Origin of the sequence: Streptomyces sp. Edi4, assembly GCF_040253615.1 — a bacterium.
GTDB lineage: Bacteria > Actinomycetota > Actinomycetes > Streptomycetales > Streptomycetaceae > Streptomyces.
Genome location: NZ_JBEJGY010000004.1, coordinates 22,845 through 37,560, shown reverse-complemented (window position 1 = coordinate 37,560; position 14,716 = coordinate 22,845). Strand labels below are relative to the sequence as shown.

The following is a 14,716-nucleotide window of genomic DNA, read 5'->3' as shown; positions in this document are numbered from 1 at the left end:
GCGACGTCGGGCGGGGATGGAAGCCGTTCTCGGCATGGAAGGACAGCGGAACGGATCCGGCCTTGCCGTGGAAGGTTTCGCGCCCCGGCGCGGGAACGCCGTCCTGCACGAGGGCGCCCGACTTCCTGGCCCCGTAAGGGCGGGGTTCGCCGAGTCCGCAGGCGACCATCCTGGGCCCCGCGGCCGGGAAGCCTGTCCGGAGCTGGACCGAGCCGGGCCCGGCCGGTGTGGGGGCAGTGGCGCCCGGCCGAAGGTCAGGCCGCCGATCGCCAAGGTGCCGTCCGGGTCGGAGTGCTTGCGGAACCGTCGAATCTCAATATGCCGTGCGGAGCCGCCTGTTGATCGGGCAGCTCTCCCGCACAGGGTCGTCTACGGAACTTGAACTTACCCTCAACTTACCCGTAAAGTTGAGGGTGGATTCAAGTTATCTGCTGCGACCGTCCCCCCGCCTGCGGCGGAACGGTGCGCCCACCCCGTCCCCTTTTCGGAGTTGCACATGGCGACACTGCTGCACATCGACTCGTCCGCGTTTGCGGGCCAGGCGTCCACCTCTCGGGCTGTCACCGAGGTCTTCCGTCGTACGTGGCTGGAGGAGCACCCGGGTGGCGAGGTGATCTACCGGGACCTGGCCGCCGAGCCGGTCCCGCACATCACCGCGGACGCCCACACCGCCGGGTTGCTCGATCCGGCGGAGCACACCGAGGAGCAGGCCCGGGCCTTCGCCGAGCGCCTGGTCCTGATAGCGGAGCTGGAGGCGGCCGACGCGGTGGTCATCGGCGCGCCGATGTACAACTTCTCGGTGCCCTCCAGCCTCAAGGCGTGGCTGGACCAGGTGATCCTCATGGGCCGCACCGCCGGTGCGCCGGAGTCGAAGGTGAAGGGCACGCCGGTGACGGTGGTGACCAGCCGCGGCGGCTCCTACGCCCCCGGAACGCCCCGGGCGCCGCACGAGCACGTGCTGAACTACCTGGAGTCGGTACTGTCGGTGATCTTCGAGATGGAGGCGACCTTCATCGTCGCGGACCTGACGCTGGCCGCTCACATCCCGGCCATGGAGCACTTGGTCCCACTCGGCGAGCGGTCGCTGGCCGACGCGTTCGAGGCCGCGGAGAAGGCGGCTCGCGCCGCGTAGTCGCGCGCGACGGCGGTGTCGGTCCCGCGGCGGGGCCGACACCCCCGTCGTTCCTGGCCGTACTCAGCGGGGCAACGGGCGACTGCCGGTGCGGGCGCGCAGACCTTCGAAGAGCAGGGCGAGGACGCGGCGGCGGCCGACGTCGTCGCCGGCCCGGACGAGGTCACCGTTGACCTGGAAGAAGCGGGTGATGTCGTCCACCTGGGCATCCTCGCGCAGGGCCCCTTCGGCGCGGGCGGCGGCGGCCAGGTCGGTGGCGAAGGCCAGGGACCTGTCGCAGACCGCCTTGAGAGCTGGGGCGTTGGGGTAGCGGCGGGAGAACGCGTCGTTGAATGCCGGGTCGTCGGCCTGCGCCTGGCAGATGGCCTCGACGTAGGCCGTCAGCCTGTCCCACGCGTTGCCCACCACGCCGTCCGCGATGGCCATCGCCGCGCGCACCTGCCGGTCGGCGAGTTCGTTGACGACCTGGTCCAGCAGCGCGTCACGGCTCCCGAAGCGGTTGTAGATCGTGCCGACGCTCACCCCCGCCAGCTTCGCGATCGTCTCCAGCGGCGTGTCGAGCCCGTACTCGGAGAAGGCGTCCGCCGCGGCCTGGCGCAGCTTCTCGACGTTGCGGCGGGCGTCGGCGCGCAGCGGCGGCCGCTGGGGTGCCTCGGGCACGGTGCTCGCTCCTCCCTGAATTGAGAAATCCATCATGTTGTGGGCACCGTGGGGACGGTGAAAGTTGAGACTACCTTCATCTTGCGGCCACCGCCCCACTGCCGTGTCTGCCCGGCCCACACCAGGAAGAGCGCCCCATGCCCCCGGTTTGCGCCGGTTGTGAACCGCTTCGGGCCCGGCGGGAGCGGTGACGGGAGGGCGGGAAGCCCGGGCCATCCGGTGGGCGGGCGGGGACTGGAGCCTGGCCCCATAACTCCCGGACAGCTGTCTGCGGATGGCCGCTCGGGACACCAGGAACTCGAGGGCGGCCCGGGATGAACTCGGGGCGGTGTCAGGGCAGAGAGCGCCGACCGCTGTCGAACCGAACGGCGCTGGTCAGAAATCGCGTTGTGCACCTTTTGAAGTGGTAGTTAGGGTCGTGCGCATGCGACGTGTAGCTCAGCAGCCAGAGCGCCGGGCTCAGGACCCGGAGGGCGCAGGGGCGGAACCTGCCACGTCGGCTTATGAACCACGACGCTGAACAGCAGCTTCCGACCGCGTCTTCTTCCTACGCGCGGGCCCAGTTGGCCGGGGCCTTCGTCACAGCGCTGACCCATGCCGACGCCGGGACCAGGCAACGCGCCCAGGACCGCGCTTCCGGCTGGCGCGCCGTACTGTCCGGCATGGCTGACGGCAGCCTGAACGTGGGATCCCGCACCCCGGTGAGGGATCTGCCCGTCTGGGTGACTCCCGAGGTGCTGCGCGGCGGCTTCGCCACCGGGGCTGCCGGCGCCGAAGGACCACTCCAGGCGTACGAGATCGAAGCGGCGCGCACCGCGGGTGTGCCCGCGGAACGACGCGCGTTGTTCGAGTACTTCCTCACCGAGCCGGGCCTGGCTCGGCTGGGTGCGCTCCTGGACACCGGCCGCTACGACGTATCCCTTCCCGAGGAGGCGGCGCTGCTCACTGTGGCCTGGCTGGTAGCGGCGGGCGAAGTGGCCGCAGCGGTCGAACTCGTGGCCACCATCGAGCCGTTCGCGGGCCGGCTGCGCTTCACCCCGCGTCCCTCCGACGCGCCCGCGCCCGATCCCGCGGCTCTGTTCCGGCGCACCGTCGCCGAGGCGGGCGCGAGCCTGGCGCGGCGACGGCCCAACACCGCGGTGGAGACCCAGCGCGAGGCCTTGGCCATCTGGCAGCCGTTCGGCGACGAGCTGCTTGCCCACTGGCTGGAGACCGCCGATTCCGGCCGGGTCCTCGACCGCGCACCGGACGCGTCCTGGCACCGACGCGGCGCCGAACTCCTGCACAAATACCGCGAGTTGGCCGCACAGCACACTCTGTGTACCAAGCACCGCAAGCCCAAGGAGAACATCGCCATCCTGCGCGGCGCGCTGGAGGAGACCGTCGTCGGGCGCCCTTTGAGCGCGCGACGACTGGGCTTGCTGCGGCTCGCCGTCGACTCCATGGTCCGCCGCCGCGGACTGCCCGGCTCAAACCGGCACAGCGCGCTGCGTGAGCGGCAGGCGGCCCACGCCGCACTGCCCTCGCACCACGCGCTCGCCCAGCTCGTCCTGCGTCGGCTCTCCGAACTGCCTCAGGACTTGGGCGCGGCAGACGTCGCACCGCTGGTCGCGCCCGTCACCGAACAGGAGCACCGGGAGACAGGGATCCCCACGGGCACGTCCGTTCCTGCGCCCCTGTGCCATGTCGTGGAGGCTTCCGCCAGCGCCCCGCTCGGCGTGCTCGTGGAGCGGGGCATCGTGCCCTCGGCGGAGGTTCTGGCCGAGCTCGTTCCGCAGCTGGTCGCCGTCACCACCGCACAGGCGTACACCGACGAGACGCTGCGCACCCTGGCCGCCGCGCACTACCGCGCCTTCCGCAACCGCCGCTCCCTGCTCCTCCTCAACCTTGAACGACAGGTTCGCCTGGAAGAGCTGCCCTGGATCAGGGCGGTGGCCGCGCAGCGCCATGAAGAGGCGGCCGAGGAGATCGCGCACGCCGCGTTGCGCCAGCTCGGCGAACTGGCCGTGCGGGGTTTTCCCGGCACGATTATGCCCAACCCGCTGATCCGCGAACTCTCCGCGCTCGCCAAGCAGGCGGAGCTGGGCGCCCCCCTGGTCGAGGAACTGGCGGCCGACATCTTCATGGGCACCTTCACCCCCAAGTTCCTCGTCGCGGCACGGGTCGCGGCCGAACTGCTCGCCGGAAGCCTGTACGAACGCTATTACGGCATCGACTACACGGCCGTCCGCAACCTCGCGGTCCTGGAGGCGGGGGAGGGGCTGCTGCGCACGGGCGGCGCCCGGACGTCCCCCGGTTTCGCGAAGCTGTGCGTGGCGCGGGCAGGGGCGACGGGCGGGGGCTGGTCGGTGGCGGGCAACGGCAAAGTGATCGAACAGGCCCAGATCCTCACCACGCACAACCTGGCCACCCTGGTCCATCGCGTGGGCGTCATACCCGCGTCCGGCTGGGACGATCTGGCGCGCCGTGCGTTCAGTATGGTGTGCCGCCTGGCGACCCGGGTGCACGGCAACCCCAGGCCGCTGAGCACCATCAAGGACGCCGCCTACGCGTGGCGCCAGATGCTCTTCCACCTCTCGCTGTGCCCGCCCGAGACTCAACGTGTCTTCCTGGCCTGCCTGGAAGAGGAGACGGTACGCCACCCCGCTCACGTGGGCGCACGGCTGGCACCGGCTCTGGCAGGCCTCCGTCTCGTCGCCGAGGGCGGTTCGCTCGCGGAGGACTCCAGCGGGAGCGCGAGCACGAACGGCAGGGCCGGCGCGTCCCCGCCCCGCCTATTCCTGGGCTGGACCACGGGGCGGCACTGGATGCGCGACGAGACGAGGTGAGGGCTCGGCGAAAGGTACGGGTCGACTGCGGCCGACCGCGCGCGGCGGAGTTGCACATGGCTCGGGGCGTTCCGGCAGAGGCCGGTGCTGCCGTCGGGGTTTGCCTCAAGGCCGTCTGGGCCGCGGGCTGGTGACCGCCTCCAGGAGGCGGGTCACCGAGGGGTCGGCGTCGGGTCGGTGGATGGCCTGCACGGCGGCGTCCAGGAGTCCGGCGTCGCCGCGCAGGGCAAGGAGGCTCACACCGCCGGCGGAGAAGTGCTGGACGCCCTCGGGCAGCAGGCTCACGCACAGACCGGCGGCGACGTAGCTGAACAGGCCGCTCAGGTCGTCGGCCAGGACGAAGCCTCGGGGTGTGAAGCCCGCGCGGTGACAGGCGAGGTGCACCTGCTCGGCCAGGACCGGCAGAACCGTCGGGTCCGGCATCGCGAAGTCCTCGTCGCGCAACTGCGCGAGGTCGATCTCGCCGGCGCCCGCGAGGCGGTGGGCCTCGGGAACGGCCGCCTGGATGCGCTCGGTCGCCACGACCGTACTGACGAGACCGGCGGGCAACCGGGCCGGATCGCGCACGAAGGCGAGGTCGAGCGCCCCTGTGCGCACCATGTCGGCGACGGCGGCTCCGGACCCTTGGTGCAACCGCACTCGCAGCCCCGGGAGTTCATCGGCAACCGTGCGCAGCATCGCGGGAAGGTGGAGGTGGCTGAAGAGGCTGACGTAGCCGATCCGGATGTCGCCTTCGATCCCGCCGGCCACCCGACGCACCCGTGCGACCGCAGCCCTCTGAAGGTCGAGCAGCCGCTGCGCGTCGGCGGCGAAGACTTCGCCGGCGGCGGTCGGCTTCGCGCCGCCGGGGCCGCGGTCCAGCAGGCGCACGCCAAGCATCCTCTCCAGGCGCTGGATGGACTGGCTGAGCGGCGGCTGGCTCATGCCGAGCTGTTCGGCGGCCCGCCCGAAATGCCCTTCCCGGACCACGGCGAGGAACTGCTCGAGGAGACGCCGCGAGAGGGTCATATCGTCATTCATATCGACCATGCCTGAATCATATATTGGACAGACCTTGGTTGGTGGGTGTGGACTGCGTCGTACACAGCCCGGAGACACGAGTGCCCGCCTGACCCGTTCGGTAGCGGTCGGTTCGCGCTTTCCCCGCGTCCGTTCGGCCGGCAGCGACTCCCGTCAGGAACAGCGGTTCCCGTCGACGGTCGGGCCGGCGGGCTCTTCGGTTCTCCTGATTCCCCTGAGGTGATTTTCATGGCGGTCGTGACGATCGTCGGTGCCGGCGTCATCGGCATTTCGTGGGCGCGCCTGTTCGGCGAGGCCGGCTGGGAGGTTCGGGTCAGCGACCCGCGGCCGGACCTGAGCGAGGTGGTGGAGGGCGAGCTGGCGAGCCTGGCGGTGACGGCGACCGGGGACCTGGCCGCAGCGGCGTACGGCGCGGACTTCGTACAGGAGGCCGGGCCGGAACGGATCGACATCAAGGAGCAGATGTTCGCCACCCTGGCCGCCCACACGCGCGAGGACGTGGTGCTGGCCTCGTCCTCCTCGTCCCTGCTGCCCTCGGTGATCGCGCGAGGCAACGCGGCGGCCGACCGGATGGTGATCGGCCACCCGTTCAACCCGCCGGAGCTGATGCCGCTGGTCGAGGTGGTTCCGGGACCGCAGACCTCCGCCCGCACCGTCGACCGGGCGATGGAGGTGTACCGCGGGCTCGGCAGACTGCCGATCAGGCTGAAGAAGGAGATTCCCGGCTTCGTCGGCAACCGCCTTCAGAAGGTCTTCAACGACCAGGCGATCCACTTGGTGCAGCAGGGTGTCATCGACGTGCGGGACCTCGACGACCTGGTGCGCGCCTCGCTCGGGCTGCGCTGGGCGACGATCGGTCCGTTCCAGAGCGGCGCCCTGGGCGGCGGGCCCGCCGGGATGCGCCATCTGGTGGAGCATGTCGGCTCGCAGATGACTTTCGAGACCGGCAGCCCCGACCCGGAGCGGATGGGCGAGGTCATGGACGCCGTCGAGCGGGCCTACGGCACCGGCGAGCAGGCCTACGCGCGCCTGGCCGCTCTGCGCGACAGGCGGACCCGCGCCGCCCTGGCGCAGCTGGACCTGCCCGGAGCCAAGCCTGAGCCCGGTGCCGTGGACGCAGGGCTCACAGCGGACGTGACCGGACTCGGCCCTGCGGACGCGGGGACGGAGCCCGGACATCTGTTGGCGTTGCAGCTGTTCCCGGGGCGTGTGCTGAAGGTGAGCATCCAGGATGGCGCGGTGCAGACCTTGGTCGAGGACGCCGGCGCCGCTCCGGACGGTGTCGTCGTGGAGTCCGGCACCGTGTACTGGACCACGATGGGCGCCCCCGAGGTCGTTCCCGGCACGCCGGGCGAGGCCGGCTACGACTTCTCCCGGCGCAACGGCGGCGTCCACGCCTGGAGCCAGGACCGCGGCGTTCGGCGCGACGTCGTGGCGCCCGGAACGATGACGACCGGCAAGCAACTCGTCTCGGACGGCGCCGGCACGCTGTACTGGAGCGACCGGGAGGGCCACCGGGTCAGCCGGGTCCGCACGGACGGCAGCGGCCTGAGCGACCTCGTGGTGACGCCCGCGTCGGAGGGAATCCGGGGCGAGTGCGTCGGCGTCGCCGTCGACCCGGCCGGCGGATACCTGTACTGGACGCAGAAAGGCCCGGCCAAGGGCGGCCAGGGCCGCATCCTGCGCGCCGGACTTGACCTGCCCGCCGGCCAGAGCGCCGAGCACCGCACCGACATCGAGGTCCTGTGGAGCGGCCTGCCCGAGCCCATCGACCTGCACGTGGAGGGCGGCTGGCTCTACTGGACCGACCGCGGAGCCGCACCGCGCGGCAACAGCCTCAATTGGGCGCCCGTGCCCGCTCCGGGCACCTCGGGCCGCGCTCCCGAGATCCTGGCCGACGGTTTCGCCGAGGCGATCGGCCTGGCCATCGACAGCGCGGCGGGCCTGGCCTACGTCGCCGACCTGGGCGGACACATCCGTGAGGTCCCGCTGCCCGACGGCCCGGCCGCCGGCCGCTCACAGCGCGAGGTCGCCGCGCTCGGCACACCACTGACCGGGTTGTGCCTGCTGCCCGGTGCCTGACCCGGCCCGTGCCTTATCGAGAACCAGTTGGCACCCGTACGAACCACCACCGACGCGTGGTGCACCAGAGGAGATGAGTAACAGATGGCTTTCACCCTTCCCGACGATGTGGAGCAGCGGCCGGTGGCCGTCATCGGCGCGGGCACGCTGGGGCGCCGGATCGCGCTGATGTTCGCCACCCGTGGCGGAGTGGTGCGCGTCTACGACAAGTCGCAGCCTGCGGGCGAGGCGGCCAAGGCGTACGTGGAGGAGAACCTTGCCGAGGTGGCCGGCCGTGTCGAGGGCGGCACTCCCGGGCGGGTCGAGGTGACCGACGACCTCGCCGAGGGGCTGTCCAGGGCCTGGCTGATCGTCGAGGCGGTCCCGGAGCGGCTTGAGCTGAAGAAGAGCGTCTTCGCCGACCTGGACGCCACCGCCGAGCCCGACGCGATCCTCGCCAGCAATTCCTCCTCGTATCCGACCAGCCAGTTCATCGACCGGGTCGGCCACCCCGAGCGGGTGGTGAACATGCACTTCTACATGCCGCCGGTGCAGAACGCGGTCGACCTGATGTCAGACGGGCAGACCGACCCGGCGGTGCTCGCCTTCCTCAAGGAGGAGCTGCCCAAGTACGGCGTCTTCCCATTCGAGGCACGCAGGGAGTCGACGGGCTTCATCTTCAACCGCATCTGGGCCGCCATCAAGCGCGAATCCCTGGCAGTGGTCGCGGAGGGGGTCTCCACACCGCAGGATGTGGACCGGATGTGGCAGATCAACACGGGCACCCCGGCCGGCCCCTTCCGCATGATGGACCTGGTCGGCCTGGATGTTGTCCTGGACATCGAGGAGCACTACGCCGCCGAGCGCCCCGGCCTGCCCACGGGCCCCCGCGAACTGCTGAACACGTACGTCGACGCAGGCCACCTCGGTGTCAAGACCGGGCAGGGCTTCTATGACGACTACGCCGGCGGCCAGGCCTGAGCCTCCCGGAAGCAGCGTGCGCCCGCACAGCGCGTGCATGGAAGCCGGTCCTGACGGCGGCGGCGTTCCTGCGGCCGGGCAGGCAGCCGTTCCGCCGCAGGGCATCCGGTCCTGGGGCGCGTTCGCAGAGCGCCGTGCCCCGTGTGGACGCGCAGAGCGGCCACCCCCAGGAACGAGACGTCCAGCGCCAGGAGTTTCACCTACGTCTGCTGCCCGGACTGGGCTTTGTGCCTCTACCAGAACGGGGCGGAACGGGCTCGAAGATGATCGTCACGCCGCCTCCGGCCAGGAAGAACAGGAAGACGGATCAGCCGCGCACGGCGACACCCAGCCGGTCCGCGATGGCGGTGAGGGCCGCGCCCAGCGGTAGGGCGACGCGCGTGACGGCGTGCTGGTCGCCCCGGGTCGGGTCCCGGTTGATGATCAGCACCGGCCGGCCGGCCTCGGCCGCCTGGCGGACGAAGCGCAGGCCGGACATCACTGTCAGGGAGGAGCCCAGGACCAGCAGCGCGGATGCCTCGCGGACCATCGTGCGGCAGCGCTCGACCCGCTGGGGCGGAACGGACTCGCCGAAGAACACCACGTCCGGCTTGAGGATGCCGTCGCACACCGCGCAGGACACCACGCGGAAGTCCCGGACCTGTTCGTCGGTGAGATCGGCGTCACCGTCCGGATTGATGGCCGCCGCCACCGGCTCGAAGCCCGGGTTGGCCTCCTCAAGCCTCGTAGCCAGTGCGTGGCGCGGGCTGAAGGCGCCACAGGAGAGGCAGACGACCCGGTCGAGGCTGCCGTGGAGCTCCACCACGTCCTCGCTGCCTGCCGCCTGGTGCAGACCGTCGACGTTCTGGGTGATCACACCCGAGAGCAGGCCGTGTCGTGCGAAGGCCGCCACGGCCCGGTGCCCGGTGTTGGGGCGGGCTCGGCCGAAGGTGCGCCAGCCGAGGTGGCTGCGGGCCCAGTACCGGCGCCGGGCCTGAGCGCTCGCGGTGAAGTCCTGATAGGTCATCGGGGTGTGCCGGCTCAGGCTCCCGCCCTCGCCCCGGTAGTCCGGGATGCCCGACTCCGTCGAGAGGCCCGCCCCGCTGAGCACCAGCACGCCGCCGCTGCTCAGCACATCGGTGACCGGCCCCATGTCGGTGGTACCCGGCGAGAGCTCCCCGGTGAGGGTCCAGCTCAGAGTGGGACGCATGCGCATGGCCCCCAGGGTACGTAACGGGGCCGCCCCGCGCCGGAGGCGACGGCCTGCGGGCTGGTCCCGGGCCCGAGGAGTCACATGGCCCCCAACGGCGGGACCGGCGTGACGTCTTCGAAGCAGGTGCCACCGTGGGGTCGCCCACCACCTTGGCCTGGACCGACGCGATGGCCAACGGCCGATTGTGCGCACCACCGCTTCGATGTTCTCCCGGCGTACGGGGAGTACATGGGCTGCCCGTCCAGGGGCCTCGCGTCCTGGAAAAAGGCTCGGTGCGGCGCGCAGGGTGGCCAGGGTGGGGGGACGGTCCCTCGTATGGCCGAGATGGGCCCGGTAGGCATCGAGGTCGAGGGCGTCGCCGTTCCACACACGGCGCGGTCTCTTTGTGTTCCCACACCGCGCAGCGGCGAGGGCCGATCTCTTCAGTGACTGCGGCTCGAGAGCTGTTTCGCCCGGGCGGGCCCGCGTAGGGCCGCCGCGGGAACGCGCTGAGGCCGACGGCACACGACCACGGCGTCAAGCCGCCCCACCCCATGCACGACCTGCACTGAAACACGCCACGGACCACCGGACGGTCCCGCCGATGACCGCGGAGTCCCTGCGCACCATCCGCCGGCCACCCGTCGGCCGCCGGCCACACCTTCCCCCCTCAATGACCGGTTGCAGTCTTGGCCATCCCGGTGGCCCGACCACCTACGGGTCCCCGGCGTAGCCTGACCACGCCATCGCGACGACGCGGTGGGAACTTGGGGGAGGAAGTATGAAGTCCCTTGAATTCAGAGCTCGTTGGGCGGCGGCGTTGTTGTGCGCCGGGCTCCTGATGCTCGCGGGGGCAGGTGTGGCAGCGGCGCGTCCGCACCCCGGCACAGAAGGCGTCACACGTCTGCCGTCGTCGCAGTACGCGGTGACACCACTCATCAGCGCGGACGGCACCAGGGCGTACGTCCCGTCGATCGACGATGTGGGTACCTCGCTGGACGTCGTCAACACCGGGACCGGCAAGGTCATCGCGCATGTGCCCACGAGCGGCGACCGGTGGGCCGGACCCCTGCTGTTCGGTGCAGGGGGCAAACAGATCTACCTGCTCACCATAGGAACGCTCAACGTGTTCGACACGGCCACCAACACGCTGCGCTCCAGCTTCCCCGTGCCCGACCAGCCGCGGCCCGCGGGCTCGAACCCCGGAGCACTGTCGCGCATGGCCATCAGCCCCGACGGTGCCTCGATCTACCTGGCCCAGACCGGACCGGACAACGGGGCCCGGAGCACGGGGCCGTCCCGGATGCTGGTGTTCTCGACGGTGCGGCAGGCGTTCATCACGACGGTGCCGCTGCCCAGTGAGAGCCCGCGCGCCGTTGTGGTCCGGCCGAACGGCAAGGACGTCTATGTCAGCGGCGATCTCGGCCTGATCCACATGGATGTCTCGACCGGCGTCCCCACAGTGGTGCGGGTCCTCACGGAAACCGGATTCGTCGACGAGCTGGCGCTCACTCCCGACGGCCACCGCCTGTACGCACTGAGCAAGCCGGACGGTCACGCGGTCCTGGTCGGCCTCGACGACGACCAGGTACTGACCACCATCGACTTCCAGTCGAACTACCAACCGATACTGAGCCCGGCCGTGAGCAGTGACGGCACCCGGTTCCATGTGGTCGAGGACGACCAGCGCAGCGAACCGAAGGTGCTGTCGTACAAGACGGCGACCAACACCCGCGTACCCCATGAGACAGTCACCGGTCTCGACATGGAGCACGGAACGGGACTGGCCCTGGGACCCGACGGTGACACGATGTACATCACTGGTGTCAACTACACCAACGACGTGGGGGCGTTCCTTCAGATCGTCAACTTCTGACGGTGCGGTCCTGGGTCCAGTCGGGCTCGGGCCGCCGCCGCGTATGGTCACTGCCGGGCCCGGGCCGCCGCCGGACCCGGTAGTGATCGAGGCCAGATCCCATACCGTCCTGGCTCGCGCCCGGCACGACACGCTCTGAGATCCTTGCGAGACGTTCGAGAACAGCAACAGACTCTGCTCCCTGGGGCGGGAACGGCAGCTCGGTGCGGCGCTGCTGCGCCTTGGCGGACGGCGGCGGTGCGGCGCCACTTCCGCAACGTCCACCGATGAGTTTCCGGCGGCCGTACGGTCTACCCGCCAAAGAGGAAGAAGGAGCACATCATGCGCAAGGTCATCGTCTGTACGTTCCTGTCGCTCGACGGCGTCATGCAGGCCCCCGGCGGCCCCGACGAGGACACGGGCAGCGGCTTCGAGCACGGGGGCTGGCAGAAGAACGCGTCCGACGACGAGGTCGGCGCAGCGATCGCGGGCTGGTACGAACACTCCGACGCCATGCTGCTAGGCCGCAAGACGTACGAGATCTTCGCGTCCTACTGGCCGACGGCAGACCCCGGCAACCCCTTCACGCGGCGGATGAACAGCACGCGCAAGTACGTGGCGTCCCGGACCCTGGCATCCGTCGCCTGGGAGAACTCCACCCTGTTGGAAGGCGACGTCACCGACGCCGTACGCGCGCTCAAGTCGTCCGAGGGCGGCAATATCAACGTCGTGGGCAGCGGCGACCTCGCTCAGACCCTCATGCGTCATGACCTCGTGGACGAATACCGGCTGACCATCCACCCGGTGATCATCGGCAGCGGCAAGCGATTGTTCGCCGACGGAGCCATCCCCACCGCCCTGGAGCCGGTCAGCGTCTCGACGACGAAGGGCGGCACCCTCCTCGGCGTCTACCGGCCGAAGGGCGCACCCACCTACGACAGCTACTAGACCCCGGCGAGACCCGCGCGGTGGAATCCGTTGCTGAGGCGACGCCGCGCTCGGGTGCCTCGGGTGGATGGGGAGGCAGCCCGCATGGACAGTCGGCCGCTCTCCGGATTCTGACGTCGCTTCAGGTACGCGCCACAGACGAGAGCTCCCAGGACTGCGGGCCGCGGGTGACGGCCCGGCGAGCGATCTTGGCGAGGACCGCGGGCTCGCCCCGGACCACCGTCTGCGCACCACTCCATCGTGGCGGCCGAGGCAGAGCCGCACGAGTCGGGCACCGCCGTCAACGGCCACACGCTGCTCCACCTCTTGTCTTCATCGCTTCGGCAACGGTCTCGCCACACTCTCCTATGGTGTAACCCGGTTGAAGAACAAGGGTGCTTGAAGGTCTGGCCCTCAATGGCCACGCTGTCCCCTCCTGATGAGCGTGTGTGCACAGGTGAGGGATGGCCGTGGTGGACATGAGCAGGATCGGCGCGCGGGTCCGGGAGGAAGGTGACCGGCGCTAGTGCTGCTCCGCGAAAGTTCGCGGAGGGGTGTTGAGCTGGTCAGGCCGGGGTGTCGAGATAGAGGCCCCCGGCGCGGGTGAGGCAGTCCTCGGGGCTGCCAGCGGGCAGGCCCGAGGGAAGGAAGTTGTCCTCGTACTTCCCGGTGCGGACAGCAGCACTAGGCTGCGTTCATATGACAGGAAAGACGCTTCACGTTCAGACCTTCGGCGATAACACGGGACCTCCGGTGGTCGCTGTGCACGGTGTGTACGGGTATGGAGGCCGCTGGCGGGAACTGACTGCAGGGCATCTGGCCGGCCTCTGTGTGCATGCGCCTGATCTCCGTGGGCAGGGCCGGTCACCGTGGTCTCCGCCATGGACGCTGGAGCAGCATGTCGCCGACGTTGTGGCTACGATGGACGACCTTGGCCTGCAGCAGGTTGACGTGCTCGGGTTCTCCTTCGGCGCTGCGGTGTCGTTGCACCTGGCTCGTCAGGCACCCGAACGGGTATGCCGACTGGTGTTGTTGGACCCTGCGGTCGGGCTCGGCGCTGATGGCGTGGCCAAGAGCGCCGCGAAAGCGTTGGCGGCGCCGTCGTTCCCCGATCCGGTCGAGGCCCGGACGACGTACCTGGACTCCTGGCCGAGCGCCTCGCAGGACGCTGTCGACCAGGAGATCGCCGACTATCTCGTACAGAGCGAGGACAACCGGTGGCGGTGGCGCTTCAAGCCGGAGTCGATCGCGGCGGCGTACGCCGAGATGGCCCGCCCACCGGTTCTTCCGCCCTCCGGTGTTCCCACTCTGCTCGTGCGCGCCACTCGATCCAACGTCGTGCACCCGGAGTACCTGGCGGCCTGCCGCGCGGCAGGTGTCGAGGTGGCCGATGTCGACTCCGGTCACCAACTCCTGTTGGAACGACCCGCCGAGACCGGCGTCCTCGTGCGCAAGTTCCTCGACGCCAAGTTCTAGCTAGTGCTGCTGTCCGCGAAAGTTCGTGGAGGGGTGCTCAGGCTGCCTGGAGTGGGCTGGCGGCATAGGTCCACTTGAAGGGTCGGGCGGTCTCGTTGGGCTTGATCATGTAGGTGTCCATTTTGTCGATGAGGTCGTCGCGGCTGGAGAAGTCGCCGTGGCGTAGGACGCGGCGGGTCAGGGCGGAGAAGACGAGTTCGATCTGGTTGAGCCAGGAGGCGTGGGGAGGGGTCCAGTGCACGTGCCAGCGCGGGTGGTCGGCCAGCCACGCCTTGGTGTGCACGGGCGGTGTGCGAGGAACCGTTGTCCAGGACGACGTGGATGTCCTTGCCCGGTTCGATCGCGGCGTCGAGTCGGTCAAGGAAGGTGGTGAAGGCAGCGGCGTTGTTGCGGGTGATGACCTCGGTGAGGACTTCGCCGTTGGTCACGTCCAGGGCGGCGACCAGTGAGGCGGTGCCGTGGCGGATGTATTCGAACTCCTGGCGTGCCGGGCGCCCGGGGGAGCCGGGGCGGGTGGGGTGCTTGCGTGAGCGGGCGGCGATGGCGGTCTTCTCGTCGACGGACAGCACGACCGCGCCAGCCGGCGGGTTGCGGTACAACTCGCA

Annotated in this window: 11 protein-coding genes, 1 tRNA gene and 1 pseudogene; 8 read left to right on the top strand and 5 right to left on the bottom strand. The window is 70.1% G+C overall.

Annotated elements, in window-relative coordinates; genetic code table 11:
* Window positions 1-496: 496 nt before the first annotated feature.
* On the top strand, window positions 497-1,132 hold the full coding sequence (locus tag ABR738_RS02355) for an FMN-dependent NADH-azoreductase (protein WP_350228268.1): 636 nt from the start codon (window positions 497-499) through the stop codon (window positions 1,130-1,132).
* A 63-nt stretch (window positions 1,133-1,195) separates the two neighbouring features.
* Here ABR738_RS02355 and ABR738_RS02350 read toward each other — a convergent pair whose 3' ends face one another.
* A complete protein-coding gene (locus ABR738_RS02350) occupies window positions 1,196-1,792 on the bottom strand; it encodes a TetR/AcrR family transcriptional regulator (protein ID WP_350228267.1) in 597 nt (198 codons plus the stop codon).
* A gap of 427 nt (window positions 1,793-2,219) precedes the next feature.
* Between ABR738_RS02350 and ABR738_RS02345 the strand changes: the two genes are divergently transcribed.
* Together ABR738_RS02345 and ABR738_RS02340 are read left to right on the top strand one after the other, a co-directional pair.
* A tRNA-Leu gene (locus ABR738_RS02345) sits at window positions 2,220-2,292 on the top strand.
* Window positions 2,293-2,295: 3 nt separating this feature from the next.
* Entirely contained in the window at window positions 2,296-4,620 is a 2,325-nt protein-coding gene (locus ABR738_RS02340) for a coiled-coil domain-containing protein (RefSeq protein WP_350228266.1), read from the top strand.
* 105 nt (window positions 4,621-4,725) lie between these two features.
* Here the strand turns inward: ABR738_RS02340 and ABR738_RS02335 are convergent, their stop codons facing one another.
* Window positions 4,726-5,649 carry a LysR family transcriptional regulator gene (locus ABR738_RS02335; RefSeq protein ID WP_350228265.1) on the bottom strand — a complete coding sequence of 308 codons (924 nt, stop codon included), beginning with the start codon at window positions 5,647-5,649 and terminating at the stop codon, window positions 4,726-4,728.
* 219 nt (window positions 5,650-5,868) lie between these two features.
* Here ABR738_RS02335 and ABR738_RS02330 point away from each other — a divergent pair, with 219 nt between their 5' ends.
* Entirely contained in the window at window positions 5,869-7,722 is a 1,854-nt protein-coding gene (locus tag ABR738_RS02330; RefSeq protein ID WP_350228264.1) for a 3-hydroxyacyl-CoA dehydrogenase NAD-binding domain-containing protein, read from the top strand.
* Between the two features lie 84 nt (window positions 7,723-7,806).
* Entirely contained in the window at window positions 7,807-8,682 is an 876-nt protein-coding gene (locus tag ABR738_RS02325; RefSeq protein WP_350228263.1) for a 3-hydroxyacyl-CoA dehydrogenase family protein, read from the top strand.
* Window positions 8,683-8,989: 307 nt separating this feature from the next.
* Here the strand turns inward: ABR738_RS02325 and ABR738_RS02320 are convergent, their stop codons facing one another.
* Complete coding sequence (locus ABR738_RS02320; protein ID WP_350228262.1) at window positions 8,990-9,877, bottom strand: NAD-dependent protein deacetylase; 888 nt, start codon at window positions 9,875-9,877, stop codon at window positions 8,990-8,992.
* A 757-nt stretch (window positions 9,878-10,634) separates the two neighbouring features.
* Between ABR738_RS02320 and ABR738_RS02315 the strand changes: the two genes are divergently transcribed.
* The 3 genes from ABR738_RS02315 to ABR738_RS02305 all read left to right on the top strand — a co-directional run bounded on the left by ABR738_RS02315 (window position 10,635) and on the right by ABR738_RS02305 (window position 14,111).
* Window positions 10,635-11,729 carry a WD40 repeat domain-containing protein gene (locus tag ABR738_RS02315; protein ID WP_350228261.1) on the top strand — a complete coding sequence of 365 codons (1,095 nt, stop codon included), beginning with the start codon at window positions 10,635-10,637 and terminating at the stop codon, window positions 11,727-11,729.
* A gap of 321 nt (window positions 11,730-12,050) precedes the next feature.
* Entirely contained in the window at window positions 12,051-12,656 is a 606-nt protein-coding gene (locus tag ABR738_RS02310) for a dihydrofolate reductase family protein (protein WP_350228260.1), read from the top strand.
* Between the two features lie 678 nt (window positions 12,657-13,334).
* Window positions 13,335-14,111: an alpha/beta fold hydrolase gene (locus ABR738_RS02305; protein WP_350228259.1), complete on the top strand. Its 777-nt coding sequence runs from the start codon at window positions 13,335-13,337 to the stop codon at window positions 14,109-14,111.
* Between the two features lie 37 nt (window positions 14,112-14,148).
* Here the strand turns inward: ABR738_RS02305 and ABR738_RS02300 are convergent, their stop codons facing one another.
* A complete protein-coding gene (locus ABR738_RS02300; RefSeq protein ID WP_350228258.1) occupies window positions 14,149-14,394 on the bottom strand; it encodes a transposase in 246 nt (81 codons plus the stop codon).
* A 52-nt stretch (window positions 14,395-14,446) separates the two neighbouring features.
* A pseudogene (locus ABR738_RS02295) lies at window positions 14,447-14,680 on the bottom strand (IS630 family transposase); the annotation flags it as partial.
* Window positions 14,681-14,716 lie beyond the last annotated feature (36 nt).

Bases quoted from the DNA above. Each gene is read 5' to 3' on its own strand.
- ABR738_RS02355 (WP_350228268.1), top strand. From the start codon at position 497: ATGGCGACACTGCTGCACATCGACTCGTCCGCGTTTGCGGGCCAGGCG.
- ABR738_RS02340 (WP_350228266.1), top strand. From the start codon at position 2,296: ATGAACCACGACGCTGAACAGCAGCTTCCGACCGCGTCTTCTTCCTAC.
- ABR738_RS02335 (WP_350228265.1), bottom strand. From the start codon at position 5,649: ATGGTCGATATGAATGACGATATGACCCTCTCGCGGCGTCTCCTCGAG.
- ABR738_RS02330 (WP_350228264.1), top strand. From the start codon at position 5,869: ATGGCGGTCGTGACGATCGTCGGTGCCGGCGTCATCGGCATTTCGTGG.
- ABR738_RS02325 (WP_350228263.1), top strand. From the start codon at position 7,807: ATGGCTTTCACCCTTCCCGACGATGTGGAGCAGCGGCCGGTGGCCGTC.
- ABR738_RS02320 (WP_350228262.1), bottom strand. From the start codon at position 9,877: ATGCGCATGCGTCCCACTCTGAGCTGGACCCTCACCGGGGAGCTCTCG.
- ABR738_RS02315 (WP_350228261.1), top strand. From the start codon at position 10,635: ATGAAGTCCCTTGAATTCAGAGCTCGTTGGGCGGCGGCGTTGTTGTGC.
- ABR738_RS02310 (WP_350228260.1), top strand. From the start codon at position 12,051: ATGCGCAAGGTCATCGTCTGTACGTTCCTGTCGCTCGACGGCGTCATG.
- ABR738_RS02305 (WP_350228259.1), top strand. From the start codon at position 13,335: ATGACAGGAAAGACGCTTCACGTTCAGACCTTCGGCGATAACACGGGA.